Source organism: Pseudomonas azerbaijanoccidentalis, from assembly GCF_019145495.1.
Lineage (GTDB): Bacteria > Pseudomonadota > Gammaproteobacteria > Pseudomonadales > Pseudomonadaceae > Aquipseudomonas > Aquipseudomonas azerbaijanoccidentalis.
This window is the reverse complement of sequence record NZ_JAHSTU010000003.1, coordinates 366,738-384,389: the sequence shown is the minus strand read 5'-3', so window position 1 is coordinate 384,389 and position 17,652 is coordinate 366,738. Positions and strand designations below refer to the sequence as shown.

Annotated in this window: 21 protein-coding genes and 1 tRNA gene; 6 read left to right on the top strand and 16 right to left on the bottom strand. The window is 58.0% G+C overall.

The window, feature by feature from the left end:
- Positions 1 to 396, top strand: coding sequence for a hypothetical protein (locus tag KVG88_RS12645; protein WP_217871598.1), 396 nt, complete (start codon positions 1 to 3; stop codon positions 394 to 396).
- A gap of 480 nt (positions 397 to 876) precedes the next feature.
- On the opposite strand, the gene KVG88_RS12640 is transcribed toward KVG88_RS12645, so the two are convergent.
- The 8 genes from KVG88_RS12640 to KVG88_RS12605 form a co-directional block, all read right to left on the bottom strand.
- A complete protein-coding gene (locus KVG88_RS12640; RefSeq protein WP_150702812.1) occupies positions 877 to 1,095 on the bottom strand; it encodes a hypothetical protein in 219 nt (72 codons plus the stop codon).
- Between the two features lie 107 nt (positions 1,096 to 1,202).
- Entirely contained in the window at positions 1,203 to 1,391 is a 189-nt protein-coding gene (locus KVG88_RS12635; RefSeq protein ID WP_150702813.1) for a hypothetical protein, read from the bottom strand.
- 127 nt (positions 1,392 to 1,518) lie between these two features.
- Entirely contained in the window at positions 1,519 to 1,935 is a 417-nt protein-coding gene (locus KVG88_RS12630; protein ID WP_412071271.1) for a glycine zipper domain-containing protein, read from the bottom strand.
- A 164-nt stretch (positions 1,936 to 2,099) separates the two neighbouring features.
- A complete protein-coding gene (locus KVG88_RS12625) occupies positions 2,100 to 2,468 on the bottom strand; it encodes a hypothetical protein (protein ID WP_034150136.1) in 369 nt (122 codons plus the stop codon).
- Positions 2,469 to 2,779: 311 nt separating this feature from the next.
- Positions 2,780 to 2,968, bottom strand: coding sequence for a hypothetical protein (locus tag KVG88_RS12620; RefSeq protein ID WP_150702866.1), 189 nt, complete (start codon positions 2,966 to 2,968; stop codon positions 2,780 to 2,782).
- A gap of 144 nt (positions 2,969 to 3,112) precedes the next feature.
- The gene (locus KVG88_RS12615) at positions 3,113 to 3,433 is read right to left on the bottom strand and encodes a YbjQ family protein (protein ID WP_150702815.1); all 321 of its coding nucleotides are present in this window, start codon (positions 3,431 to 3,433) and stop codon (positions 3,113 to 3,115) included.
- Between the two features lie 88 nt (positions 3,434 to 3,521).
- The gene (locus KVG88_RS12610; protein WP_217871596.1) at positions 3,522 to 3,704 is read right to left on the bottom strand and encodes a hypothetical protein; all 183 of its coding nucleotides are present in this window, start codon (positions 3,702 to 3,704) and stop codon (positions 3,522 to 3,524) included.
- A 309-nt stretch (positions 3,705 to 4,013) separates the two neighbouring features.
- A tRNA-Ser gene (locus KVG88_RS12605) sits at positions 4,014 to 4,103 on the bottom strand.
- Positions 4,104 to 4,411: 308 nt separating this feature from the next.
- Here KVG88_RS12605 and KVG88_RS12600 point away from each other — a divergent pair.
- The 3 genes from KVG88_RS12600 to KVG88_RS12590 all read left to right on the top strand — a co-directional run bounded on the left by KVG88_RS12600 (position 4,412) and on the right by KVG88_RS12590 (position 7,184).
- Positions 4,412 to 5,101 (top strand): crotonase/enoyl-CoA hydratase family protein, encoded by a 690-nt coding sequence (locus KVG88_RS12600; protein WP_150702817.1) that lies wholly within the window; start codon positions 4,412 to 4,414, stop codon positions 5,099 to 5,101.
- A 214-nt stretch (positions 5,102 to 5,315) separates the two neighbouring features.
- The gene (locus KVG88_RS12595; protein WP_217871593.1) at positions 5,316 to 6,038 is read left to right on the top strand and encodes a lysophospholipid acyltransferase family protein; all 723 of its coding nucleotides are present in this window, start codon (positions 5,316 to 5,318) and stop codon (positions 6,036 to 6,038) included.
- A gap of 174 nt (positions 6,039 to 6,212) precedes the next feature.
- Positions 6,213 to 7,184, top strand: a complete 972-nt coding sequence (locus tag KVG88_RS12590) for a magnesium and cobalt transport protein CorA (RefSeq protein ID WP_150702819.1) — start codon at positions 6,213 to 6,215, stop codon at positions 7,182 to 7,184.
- Between the two features lie 84 nt (positions 7,185 to 7,268).
- On the opposite strand, the gene KVG88_RS12585 is transcribed toward KVG88_RS12590, so the two are convergent.
- The 3 genes from KVG88_RS12585 to KVG88_RS12575 all read right to left on the bottom strand — a co-directional run bounded on the left by KVG88_RS12585 (position 7,269) and on the right by KVG88_RS12575 (position 11,461).
- Positions 7,269 to 7,991, bottom strand: a complete 723-nt coding sequence (locus KVG88_RS12585) for an amidotransferase (RefSeq protein ID WP_150702820.1) — start codon at positions 7,989 to 7,991, stop codon at positions 7,269 to 7,271.
- Positions 7,992 to 8,086: 95 nt separating this feature from the next.
- Positions 8,087 to 10,231, bottom strand: coding sequence for a 3-hydroxyacyl-CoA dehydrogenase NAD-binding domain-containing protein (locus KVG88_RS12580; RefSeq protein WP_217871592.1), 2,145 nt, complete (start codon positions 10,229 to 10,231; stop codon positions 8,087 to 8,089).
- Between the two features lie 24 nt (positions 10,232 to 10,255).
- The gene (locus KVG88_RS12575; protein ID WP_217871591.1) at positions 10,256 to 11,461 is read right to left on the bottom strand and encodes an acetyl-CoA C-acetyltransferase; all 1,206 of its coding nucleotides are present in this window, start codon (positions 11,459 to 11,461) and stop codon (positions 10,256 to 10,258) included.
- A gap of 300 nt (positions 11,462 to 11,761) precedes the next feature.
- Here KVG88_RS12575 and KVG88_RS12570 point away from each other — a divergent pair, with 300 nt between their 5' ends.
- Entirely contained in the window at positions 11,762 to 11,965 is a 204-nt protein-coding gene (locus KVG88_RS12570; RefSeq protein WP_150702823.1) for a hypothetical protein, read from the top strand.
- A 97-nt stretch (positions 11,966 to 12,062) separates the two neighbouring features.
- A complete protein-coding gene (locus KVG88_RS12565; protein ID WP_217871590.1) occupies positions 12,063 to 12,884 on the top strand; it encodes a c-type cytochrome in 822 nt (273 codons plus the stop codon).
- A gap of 106 nt (positions 12,885 to 12,990) precedes the next feature.
- Here KVG88_RS12565 and KVG88_RS12560 read toward each other — a convergent pair whose 3' ends face one another.
- From KVG88_RS12560 to KVG88_RS12540, 5 genes are all read right to left on the bottom strand, one after another.
- Positions 12,991 to 13,794 carry a transglutaminase family protein gene (locus KVG88_RS12560; RefSeq protein WP_217871588.1) on the bottom strand — a complete coding sequence of 268 codons (804 nt, stop codon included), beginning with the start codon at positions 13,792 to 13,794 and terminating at the stop codon, positions 12,991 to 12,993.
- Positions 13,791 to 14,741, bottom strand: a complete 951-nt coding sequence (locus KVG88_RS12555; protein ID WP_150702826.1) for an alpha-E domain-containing protein — start codon at positions 14,739 to 14,741, stop codon at positions 13,791 to 13,793. The genes KVG88_RS12560 and KVG88_RS12555 overlap by 4 nt, the downstream gene beginning before the upstream one ends.
- A 12-nt stretch (positions 14,742 to 14,753) precedes the next feature.
- Entirely contained in the window at positions 14,754 to 16,163 is a 1,410-nt protein-coding gene (locus KVG88_RS12550; RefSeq protein WP_150702827.1) for a circularly permuted type 2 ATP-grasp protein, read from the bottom strand.
- Between the two features lie 477 nt (positions 16,164 to 16,640).
- A complete protein-coding gene (locus KVG88_RS12545; protein ID WP_150702828.1) occupies positions 16,641 to 16,985 on the bottom strand; it encodes a ribonuclease E inhibitor RraB in 345 nt (114 codons plus the stop codon).
- Between the two features lie 214 nt (positions 16,986 to 17,199).
- Positions 17,200 to 17,433 (bottom strand): hypothetical protein, encoded by a 234-nt coding sequence (locus tag KVG88_RS12540; RefSeq protein ID WP_217871586.1) that lies wholly within the window; start codon positions 17,431 to 17,433, stop codon positions 17,200 to 17,202.
- Positions 17,434 to 17,652 lie beyond the last annotated feature (219 nt).

Here is a 17,652-nt window from a genome sequence, read left to right as displayed (position 1 = left end):
ATGGACAGCGTAAAAATCACGATAATCAGAAACGACAAACGCGAGCAGGCTGTGCTGGTTTGTAGTTCTGAAAACCTAACCATTACCTTTGCCATGGAAGATGGGTATAGCAAATCTTACACAGGTGATGACTTTTACAAATGTTTTGGAAGCTTAAGAGCAGATCATCCTGAGATAGTTTTTCTGTGCAAGGGTGCAAAAGTCAACGTACATCCATCCAGCATGTCCTCTCAAATGACTTTAGGAGCAAAGGCGTATGAACTTACCTTGGGAAAACATGCGTCAAGAAAAGACATAGTCAATATCTTTGACTACGAGGAAAACAATCTTACGAACGACCCTAAGGTGCAACAGACATTTTTTTTACAATGGATGGAAACGGATAATTATGAGTAAGCACACGCAAAAAGCCCAGCAATCCGCCGGGCTCAATAATTTCACACCCACATAGCCCTAATCACCTTTCTTTCCTTCTGCACTACCCGCCCCACCACTCGTAGTCCCCGCCTCTCCCGCTTTGCCTTCACTCCCTTTCGAACTCCCACCATTCGCACTCCCCGTCCCAGGACTGGTACTACTCCCATTAGCATCCGCCCCATTTCCACCACCAATCGTCCCAGGTGGCAGCGCGTTTTCAGGGCCGGAGCCGGCATTCATTTCCGTAGATGGCGGCATCCCGCCCTTATCGACGGGAGCGTCGCTACCGGAATACGCCAGTCCTGAACTCAACGACAACAATCCGGCTACCGTCAGCGCAGTCAATAATGGCCTGTTCATGACGCACCTCCTTTGAAAGTTGCATACCTGACTTCAGGCAGCAGCGCCTTTTCAAGGGTGCCGTTCAATCGACGAGCGGCCATGCGCCATGGCGGCCAATCAACTGGGTTCGCCGGAGCCATCCTTGCCGGCAATGTCCGGGTCTTCAGGCGTTGCCTCAACATCCGTATCCGTGCGCCTTACATCTTCGCTGGGAACTTGCTCGACGCCGGCGTCATCGTCCGGTGGGCGCTGGTCCCGGCTTAACGGATCGGTCGGTGAAGGCAGCGGATATTCCGGGGTTTCGTCGATGTCGGAGTCTTTCGGGTCAGTGTTCATAGTGCACCTCGTTCAGAGCCTGGAAGGCAGACTCTGAACGTTCGAGGTATCCACAGCGCATGGGTTCGATCAGCAAGACAACCGGTCAACGTGGCAGCGAGGGCCGATCAATCCTCTTCGCCGTCTTCGTCCTCATCTTCATATTCGAGATTGCCCACATCGCCAGCATCATCGGAGTCGTTGAGCGGCACCGTCGCATCGTCCATCAGGGAACCAGGATCTTCATTGCCGGGGTCGTTGATAAATGGCAAACCACTCGGGCCTTTTTCTTCGTTACCTTCGGTTTCCGGGGTCATGGCGGGCCTCAATTGTTCAGGGGTGTATGAAGTTCGAGGCGACTGACCGCCAAACGTTCCTGAGGCGAACGGACAGACACGAAAAACCCGGCGCATGGCCGGGTTTTATCGGTGGAAAACTTTTGAATCAGTGGTGTTTGTTCTTGTGCTTGTTCTTGTGTTTATGACCGCCACCGGAATGAGAACTGTGGTTGTCGTCGCCGAGATTATTGCCAACGGCGCCACCGGCGGCCCCACCCAGGCCTGCACCGATGGTCGAACCGGTAGAGCCGCCCAGGCTGTTACCAATCACCGAACCACCGGCCGAGCCCAAACCGCCACCGATCGCAGCTTCGGTGCGATTGCCTTTTTGCGCACCAACCGCACTACCGGCCGCGCCGCCAACACCGGCACCAATTGCGGCCCCCGTGCTGCCACCCATTTGACCGCCCACTACGTTGCCTAACGCACCGCCAAGACCACCACCCACCGCCGCTGTACCGTCACCGGCCGCCATCGCCGCTTGCGAGAGGAACAATCCAAAAACAATCGCGGGCAACGTCATACGTCGAGCACTCAGGCTAGAAACTGCATTGCCTTTGGTTTTCGGGTTCATGGCACGCCTCATATTCTTCACGGGTATGCAAAGTTTGAGGTGCTGCACCGAGAAACGTTCAAAAAACAAAGAGCCCGGCATTTAGCCGGGCTCTTTTAAAGTATCACCGCGGATCAGTGACGCTTGTGACCTTTGGCCAGGTTGCTGCCTACGCCGCCGCCCAGTGCGCCACCCAGGCCTGCACCGATGGTCGAACCGGTCTTGCCACCCAGGCTGTTGCCGATCACCGAACCGCCCGCAGCGCCAACGCCACCGCCGATGGCTGCGCTGGTGCGATGGCCTTTCTTGGCTGCAACGGCACTGCCCGCTGCGCCGGCAACGCCCGCACCAATCGCTGCACCGGTGCTGCCGCCCATGCTCTGGCCCACGACGTTACCCAGTGCACCGCCCAAACCGCCACCGATGGCGGCAGTGCCGTCACCGGCCATTGCACCTTGAGCAACCAGAAGACCCAGAACCAGAGCAGGCAGAGTGAAACGCATGACAAAAACCTCAAAAAATAGGGGTGAAAACGAAAGGGGCGAGATTGAATGCTTTAGAGGAGAAAAAGTCCAGCCACGCGCGCGCTCAACCTCGTAGTTGGCGACGGTTGGACAGCTTTTTTGGAAAAGGTTTTATGACAGGCAAAAAAAAGCCCGCTGGGGAACGGGCAGGGTGTTGCTTCTAACGGATGAGCTGAGCCTACGTAGGTCGTTGTGAAAACTTTGTGAAAAAAATCCGCATTAAATAAACGTTCACACCATCATCCAGATACAAAAAACCCCGCTCGATGACGGGGTCTGTTCAATGTCCATTATTTCCTGGCCGGTGCCGTAACCTTGGGTAGGAATTTTCCCTTCAGCACTCGGCAAGCCCGGGTTTTGATCTTGTCGACCTCGGTCTGGTCTTCACCGAAGCTGGCTACATACTGCGTCTGGCCGCACTGTACGCAGTTGTTGATCGGAAACTCCGCACCGTCGTCCTCAATATACGGATCAGCCATCTCTTCGCCCCTCTCAAAAACGGGATCGACACCGGCAAGCCCTATTGCCCGAAAAATATCGACCACCAAGGATTTTGAGACTAGCCGGTCATTACTGGACTTGCCGTTCAGATAACCCAACGCCCGACGAATGGCCCCCCTGATTCAACGCAGCTTGACCGCCGTTCCGGTGACAAAAACCACCACCATCCCGCCCTTACCGGCCGGCATGCTGATCTCATAATCGAGCCCCACCACCGCATCCGCCTGCAACGCTCGCGCCCGCTCCTTGATCTCGTCAGTGGCCTGCTCGCGCGCTTCTTTCAACGCACGCTCCAGCGTCTGCGAGCGCCCACCAAAAATATCCCGCATGCCGGCAAACATATCGCGAATAACATTGACGCCCTGCACCGACTCGGCGCTGACGATGTCGAGGTACGCAACGATTTGCCGCCCCTCGATGGAATGGGTAGTGGTGGTGATCATTTAATTTCCTTGTTGCTCAAAGAATGAAGTGCATTAAACGCTACGCAGCGTCGCTCATTCTGATCGGGGAATTTGGGCAGACGACGAATCAGAGAAACTTGACCAACACCGCCGTGACAGTCGCCACCGTGCCAATCAAACCAGTGGCTACCACCACCGGGTACCAGAACGTCGCCCGCGTCATCTTGCCAACTTCAGCGTTCAACTTGCGCTGCTCAGCCATCAGCTTGACGATCTCCACATGAATCTTCTCCAGCTCCGCCTGCTTCATGGTGAGTTCCTGCATAACGTGCGCGTATCCGTGCTGGTGGATGGGCCTGTCAGAGTGCGTTGCCCTTTGATTCACTTTGTACCTCATCGAAGGCGCAAAACGAATCCCGGCAAGAACGGGGTTATCAAGTGCTGAAACCTCCTAAAGCGTCTAAACGTGCGGGTTTGCAGCAGGCGTTCCCACACGTCGATCCAACGTCCTACATCAATTTCAGAAGCGGCCTGGTTTCTGCCGCCTGAAAATTCAGGCACCTGAAACAACAAAACCCCTGGCTTCTTTCGAAACCAGGGGTTTTGTTTACATCGAATTTGGCGGTGAAGGAGAGATTCGAACTCTCGATACAGTTTCCTGTATACACACTTTCCAGGCGTGCTCCTTAAGCCACTCGGACACTTCACCGTATCTCTTCAAACATGTTCTGTCTGTCGAGGCGCGCTAATGTAGTCGAAAGCATTTCTGATGGCAAACATTTTTTTCAGAATTTTCATGCGGTTAACGCGATTGGTTGATCGCGATCGCTCAGGGGCATGGCAAACCGGCCAATCTCCGGCTTCGCGCCCGCTTCTATATAGAGGGCAATGCGCGGCGGGTGTGGCGGGCTACGCTTGCCGGGCGGGTAAAGGGTGACTGGCGGGTCAGTCACGGCGCTTTACCTGGCCGGTGGCGGTGAGTAACTTCTGCCCTACTTTATTGAAAGGAATAGCGTCATGAGTGAGTTGATTTCCTACCATCTCGAAGACGGTATCGCGACCCTGACCTTGAGCAATGGCAAGGTCAATGCCATCTCTCCGGACGTGATTGCCGCTTTCAACGCAGCGCTGGATCAAGCAGTGACTGATCGTGCCGTGGTGATCATTACCGGGCAGCCAGGGATTTTGTCGGGCGGTTATGACTTGAAAGTGATGACGTCCGGTCCTAAAGAAGCCGTGGCGCTGGTGACGTCCGGCTCGACGCTGGCCCGTCGCCTGTTGTCGCACCCGTTCCCGGTGATCGTGGCCTGCCCTGGGCATGCCGTCGCCAAGGGCGCATTCCTGCTGCTGTCGGCCGACTACCGCATTGGTGTCGACGGCCCGTTCAGCATCGGCCTGAATGAAGTGCAGATCGGCATGACCATGCACCATGCCGGTATCGAGATTGCGCGTGATCGCCTGAACAAAGTTGCGCTGCAACGTTCGGTGGTCAACGGTGAAATGTTTAATCCGCAGTCGGCGCTGACCGCAGGTTTCCTTGACGTGGTGGTAGCGGCCGAAGAACTGCAAGGCGCGGCGTTGGCGGCGGCTCGTCAGTTGAAGAAGATCAACATGACCGCCCACAAGAACACCAAACTGAAAGTCCGCAAAGCACTGCTGGATGCCTTGGATAACGCGATCATTCAGGATCAGGAGCATTTGGGATAAGCCCAAACCTGCGTTAGCGAAAAGCCCGACCGTCGTGTCGGGCTTTTTCGTACGTGCGCTGGCGAAAAGCCTGCGAGCGCTCTAGAACACGTCTTACCCGAGATTCAGAAACATGTGCACAAACATCGGCCATCTTCCGCCTATATAGCGGCAATTGCCGAAAACAGTGCACATCCGTACACTGCGCCACCTTTTGTCCCGGTGGGGCCTGAAAATGCTGTTTGCGTTACGTATGTCATTGATGGGCCTGCACTTTATTGTGGCGGGCGTGCTGGGGGTGATTCTCGGCCTGTGCCGTCCGTTCAATCCGGATAACAGTCGCCTGTGTGCACGCCTCTATGCGTGGCCGGCAATGTGCATTTTGCGTTTGCGGGTGAAGGCCGACGTCGGCCCGTTGATGGATAAACCCGACAGCTGCGTGATCATCGCCAACCACCAGTCCAACTACGACCTGTTCGTCTTCGGTAACGTCGTGCCCCGCCGTACCGTGTGCATCGGCAAGAAAAGCCTGAAGTGGGTGCCGCTGTTCGGTCAGCTCTTCTGGCTGGCCGGTAATGTGTTGATCGACCGTGGCAATGCGCAGAAGGCCCGCCAGTCGATGTTGACCACCACCCATACCCTGCAAAACGAAGACACCTCGATCTGGGTGTTCCCGGAAGGCACGCGCAACCTGGGCGAGGATTTGCTGCCGTTCAAGAAAGGTGCGTTCCAGATGGCCATCGCCGCCGGTGTGCCGATTGTGCCGGTGTGTGTCAGCAGTTACGTCAAGCACATGCGATTGAACCGCTGGCGCAGTGGGAAAATTCTGATCCGTTCGCTGCCGGCGATTCCAACGACGGGTTTGAGCCTGGATGACATGCCGATGCTGATGGCCCAGTGTCGCGAACAGATGCGCGAGTGCATCGATTCAATGGACCGGCAGCTGCAAGCCGCTTAAAAACAAAACCCGCCTGGTGCGGGTTTTCTTTTACCTGTGGTTTTTTACCGTCGAACTCAGCAGATTTCACTGACTCTCACACCATAGACAAGGCTAAGCTGGACACTGCCTGCCACGGCCTTCTTTTGTAATAGAACGCGACCAATAAAAGCTGCCGAGAAGTGAACCAAGACCATGGGTAGAGTTGTTGCTGCTGCGGTTTACAGCGCTGGAAAGAAAGTCACCAATATCACCCTCGATGAAGGCGCGGCCTGGGCCGCAAAGCCTGGCCACTTTGTCTGGATCGGCCTTGAAGAGCCGAATGCAGAGGAACTGTTCAATCTGCAACGACAGTTCAATCTGCATGAACTGGCCATTGAAGACGCCCTTGAAAAACACAGCCGGCCGAAACTTGAAACCTTTGGCGATGCGCTGTTCATCGTCACGTATTCGCCGATTCGCGAAGACGGCAAACTCAAGTTCATCGAAACCCATATTTTTGCCGGCAATGGCTACATCATTACCGCACGCAACGGTCACTCAGCGTCCTACGCCTATGTCCGCCAGCGGTGTGAAGCGCGTCCGTTGTTGCTGGAGCATGGGGAAGATTTCGTCCTCTATGCCATCCTCGATTTCGTGATTGAGAACTACCAGCCAGTGGGCGAAGCGATCCATGACGAGATCGATGAGCTGGAACGCAATGTGATGTGCGGTTCACTGAACGAACGCGATATTCAAAAACTCCACAGCCTGCGCCGTGATGTATTGCGCTTGCGTCGATTTGCGGCGCCCATGGTGGAGATCGGAGAAGAGCTGCAAAAGTTGAGCTTCCCGTTTATCGACAAGAACATGCGCCCGTACTTTCGCGATGTGCAGATTCATGTGACACGGCAAATGGAAGACCTGACGACCCTGGCCGATATCGCCAGCCAGACCATCGAGGTCGGGGTGTTGCTGGAGGCGTCACGCCAAAGTGTGGTGCAGCGCAAGTTTGCCGCATGGGCGGCGATTCTGGCGTTCCCGACGGCGGTGGCGGGGATCTACGGGATGAACTTCCAGAATATGCCTGAACTGACTTGGCACTACGGATACTTCGCCGTACTGGGGTTTATTTCGGTGGGGTGCGTGGGTTTGTGGGCGAGTTTCAAGAAATCGGGTTGGCTTTAGATCGTCCGCAAGTGCCTCGCACTCGATCGCGGGCAAGCCACGCTCCTACAGGTTTTGCGCCTGTGGGAGCGAGGTAGCAGCTGGTTAAACGGTTTCTGGCTTGTGCGCCACAAAGCGCATCATCCACTCGGCCACCGTGGTGCCGTGGTGTTCGCTGTCCAGGCTGGCGATGCCTTTCGAGTAGATCTGCTCACCCAGCGCTTGCTGACGAATTTCCAGCAAGGCCCGGGAATAGTCGTGAATGAACTCCGGATGGCCCTGGAAGCACAGCACCTGGTCGTTGATGTGGTACGCGGCAAACGGGCAGAAATCGCTGGAAGCGATCACCGTGGCGTTTTCCGGTAGTGAGGTGACCTGGTCCTGGTGGCTGATCAACAGGGTCAGCTCTTCGCGCACCGGACTCATCCAAGGGGCCTTGGCGGCGAGTTTGTAGTTGTGCGTGCCAACGCCCCAGCCCTGGGTCGCGCGCTCGCTCTTGCCACCGAGCAACAGCGCCAGCAACTGATGACCAAAGCACACGCCCAACAGTTTGTCGCCGCGCTCGTAGCGGGTCAGCAAGTACTTTCTGAGGGTTTCGATCCACGGGTCGGTGCCAAAGGAGTCGGCCTTGCTGCCCGTCACCAGGTAGGCGTCGAAGGTCTGGTCATCACTCGGGTAGTCACCCTGCACCACGTTGTAGATGGTGAAATCGGCGGCAACCGGTTGCTGCGAAAACAGGCGCTTGAACATCTGCCCGTAGCCCTGATATTGGTCGACCAATTCCGGACGCAGGTTGTCGGTTTCCAGAATGCAGATGCGTAACGACATAAAAAATACCTGACACGTGATGGGAATAATGCACACCCCAGAGCCTGCCTCGAAACACGGTATCAAGGCAAGCCCCACGGTGCGTCACCTGTCCCTTAGAACGCCTCCCCTTTGGCAGCCTTTTCCAACAACAGCGCCGGGGGAGCAAAGCGCTCGCCGTACTGCCCGGCCAGGTACTGGGCGCGGGCGACGAAGTCCTTGACCCCGTACTGGTTGATAAACTGCAGTGCGCCGCCGGTCCACGCGGCAAAACCGATGCCGAAGATCGATCCTACGTTGGCATCCGCCGTCGAGGTCAACACGCCCTCTTCTACACAGCGCACGGTTTCGATGGCTTGAACAAACAGCAGGCGATCGCGTACGTCCTTCGGTGATATCTGCCCGTCGGTTTTCTCGAAACGGGTTTTCAGTTCTGGCCACAGGTGTTTTTGCCCACCGGCGGGATACTCGTAAAAACCGCCCCCGGCCGCTTTACCCGGACGTTTGTATTCGTTGAGCAGCAAGTCAATCACGGCGAACGCAGGGTGCTCAATCAGCGGTTTCCCTTCTGCTTGCAGGTCTTTGGCGGTTTGCTGACGGATATGGCTCATGAGGCTGAGGGAAACTTCGTCAGAAATCGCCAGCGGCCCGACAGGCATGCCCGCCTTGCGCGCCTCGGTCTCGATCATCGCCGCGCTGACGCCTGCGCCGAGCATGGCGATGCCTTCGTTGGTGAACGTGCCAAATACCCGCGAGGTGAAGAAACCTCGACTGTCGTTGACCACTATCGGCGTTTTCTTGATTTGCAGGACGAAATCGAACCCGCGAGCCAGGGTTTCGTCGCTGGTATTGCCGCCCTTGATGATCTCCACCAACGGCATTTTTTCCACAGGACTGAAGAAATGCAGGCCGATGAATTTGCTCTGGTCCGGCACTGCCGTGGCGAGGCCGCTGATCGGCAGCGTTGAAGTATTGGACGCGATCACCGCATTCGCGCCGACGACGCCTTGTGCCGCCAGCGAGACTTTGGCTTTCAACTCGCGATCTTCAAACACCGCTTCGATGATCAGGTCGCAGCCCGCCAGGTCGGCATCACTTTCAGTGGTCTGGATGCGCGCAAGCACTGCGTCGCGCTGCTCGCTGTTCATTTGGCCACGGGCCACTTTCTTGTCCAGCAAGGCTGCGGAGTGCGCCTTGCCCTTCTCTGCCGACGCGAGATTGACGTCCTTGAGCACCACGTCGATACCCGCCGACGCGCTGACAAAAGCGATGCCCGCGCCCATCATTCCGGCGCCGAGCACGCCGACTTTTTTCGTCACATACGGTGCAAAGCCTTGAGGTCGGGAACCGCCGGCATTGATTTCGTTGAGCTGGAACCAGAACGTGCCGATCAGGTTTTTCGAGACCTGGCCGGTGGTCAGTTCAGTGAAGTAGCGGGTTTCGATCAGGTGCGCGGTGTCGAAATCGACTTGTGCGCCTTCAACCGCTGCACAGAGGATTTTCTCCGGCGCAGGCAGCGTGCCTTGGGTTTTGCTGCGCAAAATCGACGGTGCAATCGCCAGCATCTGCGCGACTTTCGGGCTCGACGGTGTCCCGCCGGGAATCTGGTAGCCCTTCACATCCCAGCGTTGCACCGCGCCAGGATTGGCCAGAATCCAGGCCCGCGACTTGGCCAGCAGTTCGTCATGATCGGCCGCCAGTTCATCGATCAGCCCCGCCTGCAACGCCTGTTGTGGCCGGACCTTCTTGCCTTCGAGCAGGTACGGCAGGGCCTTTTCCAGGCCGAGCATGCGCACCATGCGCACCACCCCGCCACCGCCCGGCAGCAGGCCGAGGGTGACTTCCGGCAGGCCGAGTTGCACCGACGGATTGTCCAGCGCCACCCGGTGATGACAGGCCAGGCAGATTTCCCAGCCACCACCGAGAGCCGCGCCGTTGATGGCGGCGACGACCGGTTTACCGAGTGTTTCCAGGGTGCGCAGTTGCCCTTTAAGGGTCAGCACCATGTCGTAGAAAGCTTTGGCTTCGGGTTTGCCGACCTTGATCAGCTCATTGAGGTCACCGCCGGCGAAGAAAGTTTTTTTGGCCGACGTGATGATCACACCGGCAATGTGCTCCTTATCGCTGACCAGGCGGGCGACACAGTCTGCCATGGCTTCGCGGTACACCGCGTTCATGGTGTTGGCGCTCTGGCCCGGCATGTCGATGGTCAGGACAACGATCTGGTCCTGGCCCTTTTCGTAACGAATGGCTTGGCTCATAAACAGGTTCCTTGAAGGCGAGGCTCAGAGGCGTTCGATGATGGTGGCAATGCCCATGCCGCCGCCGACACACAGGGTCGCGAGGCCATAGCGCAAGCGCCGCGCTTCGAGTTCATCGAGCAAGGTGCCGAGGATGGCGCAACCGGTCGCGCCCAGCGGGTGGCCCATGGCGATGGAGCCGCCGTTGACGTTGACCTTTTGCGGATCGACGGCCATGTCCTTGATGAACTTCAACACCACCGAGGCAAAGGCCTCGTTGACCTCGAACAGGTCGATGTCTTCGACGCGCAACCCGGCCTTCGCCAATGCCTTGCGCGTCGCCGGCGCGGGGCCGGTGAGCATGATGGTCGGGTCGGTGCTGGTGACTGCCGTGGCAACGATTCGCGCCCGTGGCTGCAAGCCCAGCGCCCGGCCCTTGGCTTCAGAACCGATCAACATCAATGCCGCACCATCGACGATCCCGGAACTGTTGCCGGGGGTATGCACATGGTTGATCCGCTCGACATGGCTGTAGACCCGCAGCGCCGTGGCATCGAAGCCCATCTGCCCCATCATCTCGAAACTCGGCTTGAGCTTGCCCAGGCCTTCCAGGGTCGACTCGGCACGGATGAACTCGTCATGATCGAGCAGGACGACGCCGTTCTGATCCTGCACCGGCACCAGCGACTTGTTGAAGGAACCCTCGGCCCGGGCTCGCGCGGCTTTCTGTTGCGAGTGCAGCGCGTAAGCGTCGACGTCCTGGCGACTGAAACCTTCCAGGGTGGCGATCAGGTCGGCGCCTACGCCTTGCGGGGTGAAATGGCTGTGCAGGTTGGTGGCCGGGTCCAGTGCCCACGCCCCGCCATCACTGCCCATCGGCACCCGCGACATCGACTCGACGCCGCCCACGACCACCAGGTCTTCAAAGCCGGAGCGCACTTTCATTGCCCCCAGGTTCACTGCCTCCAGCCCGGACGCGCAAAAGCGATTGATCTGCACACCGGCCACGCTGACATCCCAATCGGCCACTTGAGCGGCAGTCTTGGCGATGTCAGAGCCTTGATCGCCGATGGGCGTCACGCAGCCCAGCACCACATCATCGACCTGACTGGTGTCGAGGGCTGTTCGCTGTTGTAGCGCCGTGAGCAGCCCGGCCACCAGGTTGACCGGTTTGACACTGTGCAATGCGCCATCGGCCTTGCCTTTGCCCCGTGGGGTGCGTAACGCGTCGAAAATCAAAGCTTGGGTCATGTCGTCCTCGAACCGGATGGTGAATAAGGGCTGGGATCTTTTTATTTTGCGAGCCTCCACCTTATTCCCAGCCACCGTGGATTCAATGACCGCAGCGCTCACAGACGTTGACGCTCACGCTCAGACGGACGGTCATCCATGGCCCGGTGAACCGGTTCAGGACACGCAGGTGTCTAGCAAAAGGCCGCCAAAGAAGCTGGCAATAGGCCTCATGCCTTTTTGATAGCTAATTTCGAGAACACCATACGAAATGGATCTAAACCAAGCGTGACACGGGCTCTAAGGTGAAGGAGTACGAAGTTGTCGTCGGGTTTTGCCGAGGCGCTCGTCTTACAGGAAGTGCACCGCGCTGCCGTCATGGAGATATGCAGGCAGGCATCAGGAAATAACAAAAAAGGCGGTCAAGCCATGTTCAAACAATCGAAAGTTCGTCAAGCCGGGCTCATTCTTTTCGCCACCACGCTGTTGTTAATCGTGCCGAACCTGACCAAGGTGATCGGCTGAATCAAGCGCCAAAGTTAATTATCGCCACATCAAAAATGTGACTGGCTCGCTATCCGGGCCAGCGTGGCTGTGCCAACCTTTGCGGCACTACCACGACATGGACGGCGATCCTTTGAAAACGCTCATTCTGTTCGGGGCCTTGCTGCTCAGCACGCCTCTGTCTGCCGCACAGCTCAACCTGGAGCTGGGTGCGAATAGCCGCACCTGGCAGACCGAGGAATTACTCAAGCATCCTCAAGTGCAGACCATCACCATTGCCAATGACGTTTCCTATAAACGCGACATGAGCTATCGCGCGGTGCCCATGGCGGCGTTGTTGACCGGCATCAAATCTGACGATCACCTTCAGGCCGTGGCGCTGGACGGTTTTGCCGCTGAACTGGCAGCCGCGCCCTTGCTCAACACCGAGGGTGCTCGTGCCTGGCTGGCGATTGAAGACCCCGCCAAGCCTTGGCCGCCGCTGTCCGAAGGCAAGCACAGTGCCGGGCCGTTTTATCTGGTCTGGACCGATCCGCGAGCGGGCAACATCAGCCCGGAACAATGGCCGTTCGAAGTCGCCAGCATCAAGCGCATGGCACCAGTGGCCGCACGTTTCCCTGCCCTGCTGCCCGACCCGGCGTTGAAGGCCGATGATGCGGTCAACAAGGGCTTTGCCTTGTTCCAGAAGAATTGTCTGGCCTGCCACCGATTGAACGGTGCCGGCGATGCCCAGTTCGGGCCGGACCTGAATATTCCGTACAACCCGACCGAGTATTTCGGCGCGGACTTCCTCAAGCGCTACATTCGCGATCCGCAGAGTTTGCGCCAGTGGCCGCAGGCGAAGATGCCGGGGTTCTCGGCCGAGGTATTGCCGGATGAGGATCTGGGGATGTTGGTAGGGTATTTGAAACACATGGCGGGGCGAAAAATTAAGCCCTGAGTCGTGATTCCCTGTAGGAGCTGCCGCAGGCTGCGATCTTTTGATCTTGTTTTTTAGAATCAAAAGATCGCAGCCTGCGGCAGCTCCTACGGGGGTGTTCCGGCAGTTATTGCTGCTGCACGGAAATCACCGGCGTCGGTGTCACCAACACCTTGGCGTGCATCTGTTCACATCCGCCACCACGGCGCATGCCGCGTACCGGGCAGGCATCGAGGTAATCAAGGCCCACCGCCAGTTTCAGGTGACGCTCGGGGCGTGCCAGTTCGTTGGTCACGTCGAAGCTGTACCAGGCGTCATCGAGCCAGGCTTCCGCCCAGGCGTGACTGGCCAGGTGTTCGCTGTTCTCGCTGTACAAATAACCCGACACATACCGCGCCGGAATGCCCAGGCTGCGGGTGCAGGCCAGAAAGGCGTGGGTGTGGTCCTGGCATACGCCTGAACGCCCGGCGAAGGCCTGGGCGGCGCTGGTGTCCACTTCGGTTGAACCCGGCGTGTAGGTCATGTGCTGGTTGAGGCCGTGCATCAGGTCGATCAACGCCGTGCGATCGCGGCGCTGCTTGCATTCTTTTTCGGCAAACGCACGCAGTGCGGCGTCAGCCTCGGTCAAACGGGTAAAGCGCAAAAACGGCAGCGCCGACTGGCTCTCGTGCTCCGCTTCGCGCAGCTCATCGATGTCGACCTGGCCCCGCGCACCGATGATGATCGCCTCGTGGGGCTCATCCATGGTCAGCACATGCAGGATGTTGCCGAACGGATCGAGTTGCGCGCGCACCGGGCGCGGCAGGTCGAGCTGCCAGCTGAGCACGTGCTGGCGCTCGCTGTCGTGAGGTGTCAGCCGCAGGTACTGGATGCTCGCCCGCACCTGATCTTCGTAGTGATAGGTGGTCTCGTGGCTAATGGAAAGTCTCATGCAGCCTCCAGGTAAGAACTGTGAATCGCGTTGCCCAACTGGCGCACCAGCGGGATGAACTCGGTCAGCCAGGCGTGCAGGCCTTCGTCGAGAATTTCGTTGATGCCGGTGTAGCGCAGGCGTGCGTCTATTTCCGCTGCCAAGCGTTGCGCCGGTCGGCCATTGGCCCCCGGCAACTGGGCGAGGATCTGGTCGATTTCTTCAGTGCAGGCACGCAGCGAACGCGGGACATCCGCCCGCAGCAACAGCAATTCCGCCACATGCCGCGCGCCGGGAGCGTCGCGGTAGATTTCGGTGTAGGCCTCGAAGGATGAGAGCGCCCGCAGCAACGCACTCCACTGGTAATAGGCGTGGGCCGTTCCATCGCTGACGGCTTCGGCCTGATCGCCAGCCATTTCGTAACGGGCATCGAGCAGGCGCAGCGTGTTGTCAGCCCTTTCGATAAAAGTGCCCAGGCGGATGAAACGGAAAGCATCGTTACGCATGATGGTGCCGTAGGACGCGCCCCGGAACAGGTGTGAACGTTCCTTGATCCACTCGCAGAAACGGCTCATGCCGTAGCGGCTGAGGCCCTGTTCGGCGATGCCGCGAATTTCCAGCCAGGTGGCGTTGATGTTTTCCCACATGTCGGCGGTGATTCGCCCACGCACCGCATGGGCACTGGCCCGCGCCGCGCCGAGGCAACTGTAGATACTGGCCGGGTTGGCCGCGTCCAGGGCGAAGAAATGCAACAACCGCTCGGCGTGCAATTCGCCGTGGCGTTCGAGGTAATCGTCCAGGGTGCCGGTAATCAACAGCGGCATGGCCAGTTCGTGCAAACCGTTGCCACGGCCATCCTGTGGCATCAGCGACAGCGAGTAACTGATGTCGAGCATCCGTGCGAGGTTTTCCGCCCGCTCCAGGTAACGCGACATCCAATACAAATCCGAGGCAGTTCTACTTAGCATGACAGGCTTCCTTCAATCCTCGACCACCCAGGTGTCCTTGGTTCCGCCACCCTGGGAGGAGTTCACCACCAGGGAGCCTTCGCGCAGGGCGACACGGGTCAAACCGCCGGGTACGACCCGGGTTTCACGGCCTGACAATACAAACGGACGCAGATCGATATGGCGCGGTGCGATACCGTTTTCGACAAAGGTCGGACAGGTCGACAGCGACAGCGTCGGTTGCGCGATATAGGCATGGGGCTTGGCGATGATGCGCGCGCGAAAGGCTTCGATTTCCGCAGCCGTCGCCGCCGGCCCCACCAGCATTCCGTAACCACCGGACCCTTGGGTTTCCTTGACCACCAGTTCTGGAAGATTGGCCAGCACGTGGGAAAGTTCAGAAGGGTTACGGCATTGCCATGTGGGAACGTTCTGGAGGATCGGCTCTTCATCCAGATAGAAGCGGATCATGTCGGTCACGAACGGATACACCGATTTGTCGTCCGCCACCCCCGTGCCGATGGCATTGGCCAGCACCACGTTGCCCGAACGGTATGACGACAACAGCCCCGGCACGCCAAGCATCGAATCCGGATTGAACGCCAGCGGATCGAGGAACGCATCGTCGAGGCGACGGTAGATCACGTCGACTGCTTTGGGGCCGTCGGTGGTGCGCATGTAGACCTTGTCGTCACGCACGAACAGGTCCGCGCCTTCGACCAGTTCCACACCCATTTCCCGAGCCAGGAACGCGTGCTCGAAGAACGCACTGTTGAAGCGCCCCGGCGTCAACACCACCACGCTCGGGTTGTCGATGGGGCTCGAGCTTTTCAGGGTGTCGAGCAACAGGTTCGGGTAGTGGTCGATGGGGGCGATGCGTTGCGCCGAGAAGAGCTCGGGGAACAGGCGCATCATCATTTTGCGGTCTTCGAGCATGTAGCTGACGCCGCTCGGTGTGCGCAGGTTGTCTTCGAGCACGTAGTACGTGCCGTCGCCGTCGCGCACCAGATCGACGCCGGAGATGTGCGAGTAGATATCGCGGTGCAAATCCAGCCCTTGCATCGCCAACTGGTATTGCTCGTTGGCCAGCACCTGTTCGGCGGGAATGATCCCGGCCTTGATGATGCGCTGCTCGTGGTAGAGATCGGCGAGAAACATGTTCAACGCCTTGACCCGCTGGATGCAGCCGCGTTCGACCACGCGCCATTCACTGGCGGGGATGCTGCGCGGGATGGTGTCGAAGGGAATCAGGCGCTCTGTCCCCTGCTCATCACCGTAGAGCGTGAAAGTAATCCCGGCGCGATGAAATAACAGATCGGCCTCGCGTCGCCGTTGTGCCAAAAGCTCGTCAGGCGTTTCGGCCAGCCAACGGGCAAACTCCCGATAATGCGGGCGGACCTGGCCGCCGGCATCGTACATCTCATCAAAATAGGTGCGGATCATGCCGTACTCCTTGTCACCCGGACATGCAGGCCTTCGCAAGGCCCGTGCCATCGGCATAAACGCTTTGATTTCAATCGGTTGGATAATCACCGCACGCACACCGCACCAATCCTGTGCGGCAAACGCCCCAACCTGATCGCCCCCGCTTCATAGCAAGGCGTTGTTGTCGCCTATCACCAGCATAGTCAGAGTTGATTTCACTGCCCGGTTAACACTGGGGATAATCCGCTCATTCGCTGAATAGCTGACCGAACTTCCCTTTTAGCCGCCCGTTTTGGGCGGTTTTTTTTGCCTTCGCGAAATATCGGGAAATAAAGCAACGTCAAAAGATCGCAGCCTTCGGCAGCTCCTACATGTGAATGGCGTACAACCTGTAGGAGCTGCCGAAGGCTGCGATCTTTTGATTTTCAACATCCACAAACGAAAACGGCCAACCCGAAGGTCAGCCGTTATTGCCGATTATTGCTGTTCATAAGTTTATGCGAGTCGCCCTCGTACCTCCTGCTTGACGCCCCAGCCCTCAATGATGCCGCCCAATGGCTCGACCACCGCTTCGAAACCCTGTTCGAAATCGCCGATGTCATCGTAAGTGGCGTACATCACCTTGCTCAGTTCCAGCGCCCATGCGCCGTCGTCGCGCACACTGATCTGCGCATTCAGGCATTCACCATGGTGGAAATGACGTGCCGCCCTGCGTGCCCGCTCCTCGTCCGGGAAAATGGCGTAGAACTCGATGGGATGAAACCGTGAAAAATCAAAACCGCCTTCTTTCATGCGGCGCAACACGCTGCTGCTGATGTCTTCTTGATAGGCTGTGCTCATGAAACGTCCTCCTCAAACCGATGGATAGACTTTCCGTACTCCCTGGCGCGCGCAACCCGATGGTGCGGGCGCTTCGGCAACCGATGTGCCGGCGGGAAACAAGCATGGAGCTGACAAGACCAGACCTTAGCGATCCATTCGCTGATCTCGCTTGCAGATTAGCCCCAAGATAGAGCTGCTGCCAAGGCCTGGTTGTGAATGTGACAGGAGGTGTTCAGATTGGCGTGATGTTGCGGATTTCAATGCTGTTCTGGGTTTTCAGACTTTTGACGCCTGCATCGTCAGTTCGCCCTTCCAGATCGTTCAGATCCAGTTCAGCGGCGACGGGAAGGAATCGTTCCTTGATGAGCTTGGCAGCCCGTTCGTGACTTGGGCACTCTTCGCACTCGAAGACTTCGTCGATTACTTCACCATGATCATCCACGAAAGTGACTTTCCACTTTTGCATCGGTGCCTCCTCGATCAAACCCGCAAATGGGCTTACCTCTATCTCGACCTGATTAGCTGGCTAATCGTTCCGCTGGATCACGGTGGTCAAGATGAAAGAAAGCCGTAGCGGCTAGCGCAGCCCGCGTCCGGCTGCGAAGCAGCCGTAACACGGGCCATGCGGTCTCATTGCAAGACCGCGCTGGTTGATTCAGGACTGCTGCGCAGCCGGCCGCAGGCT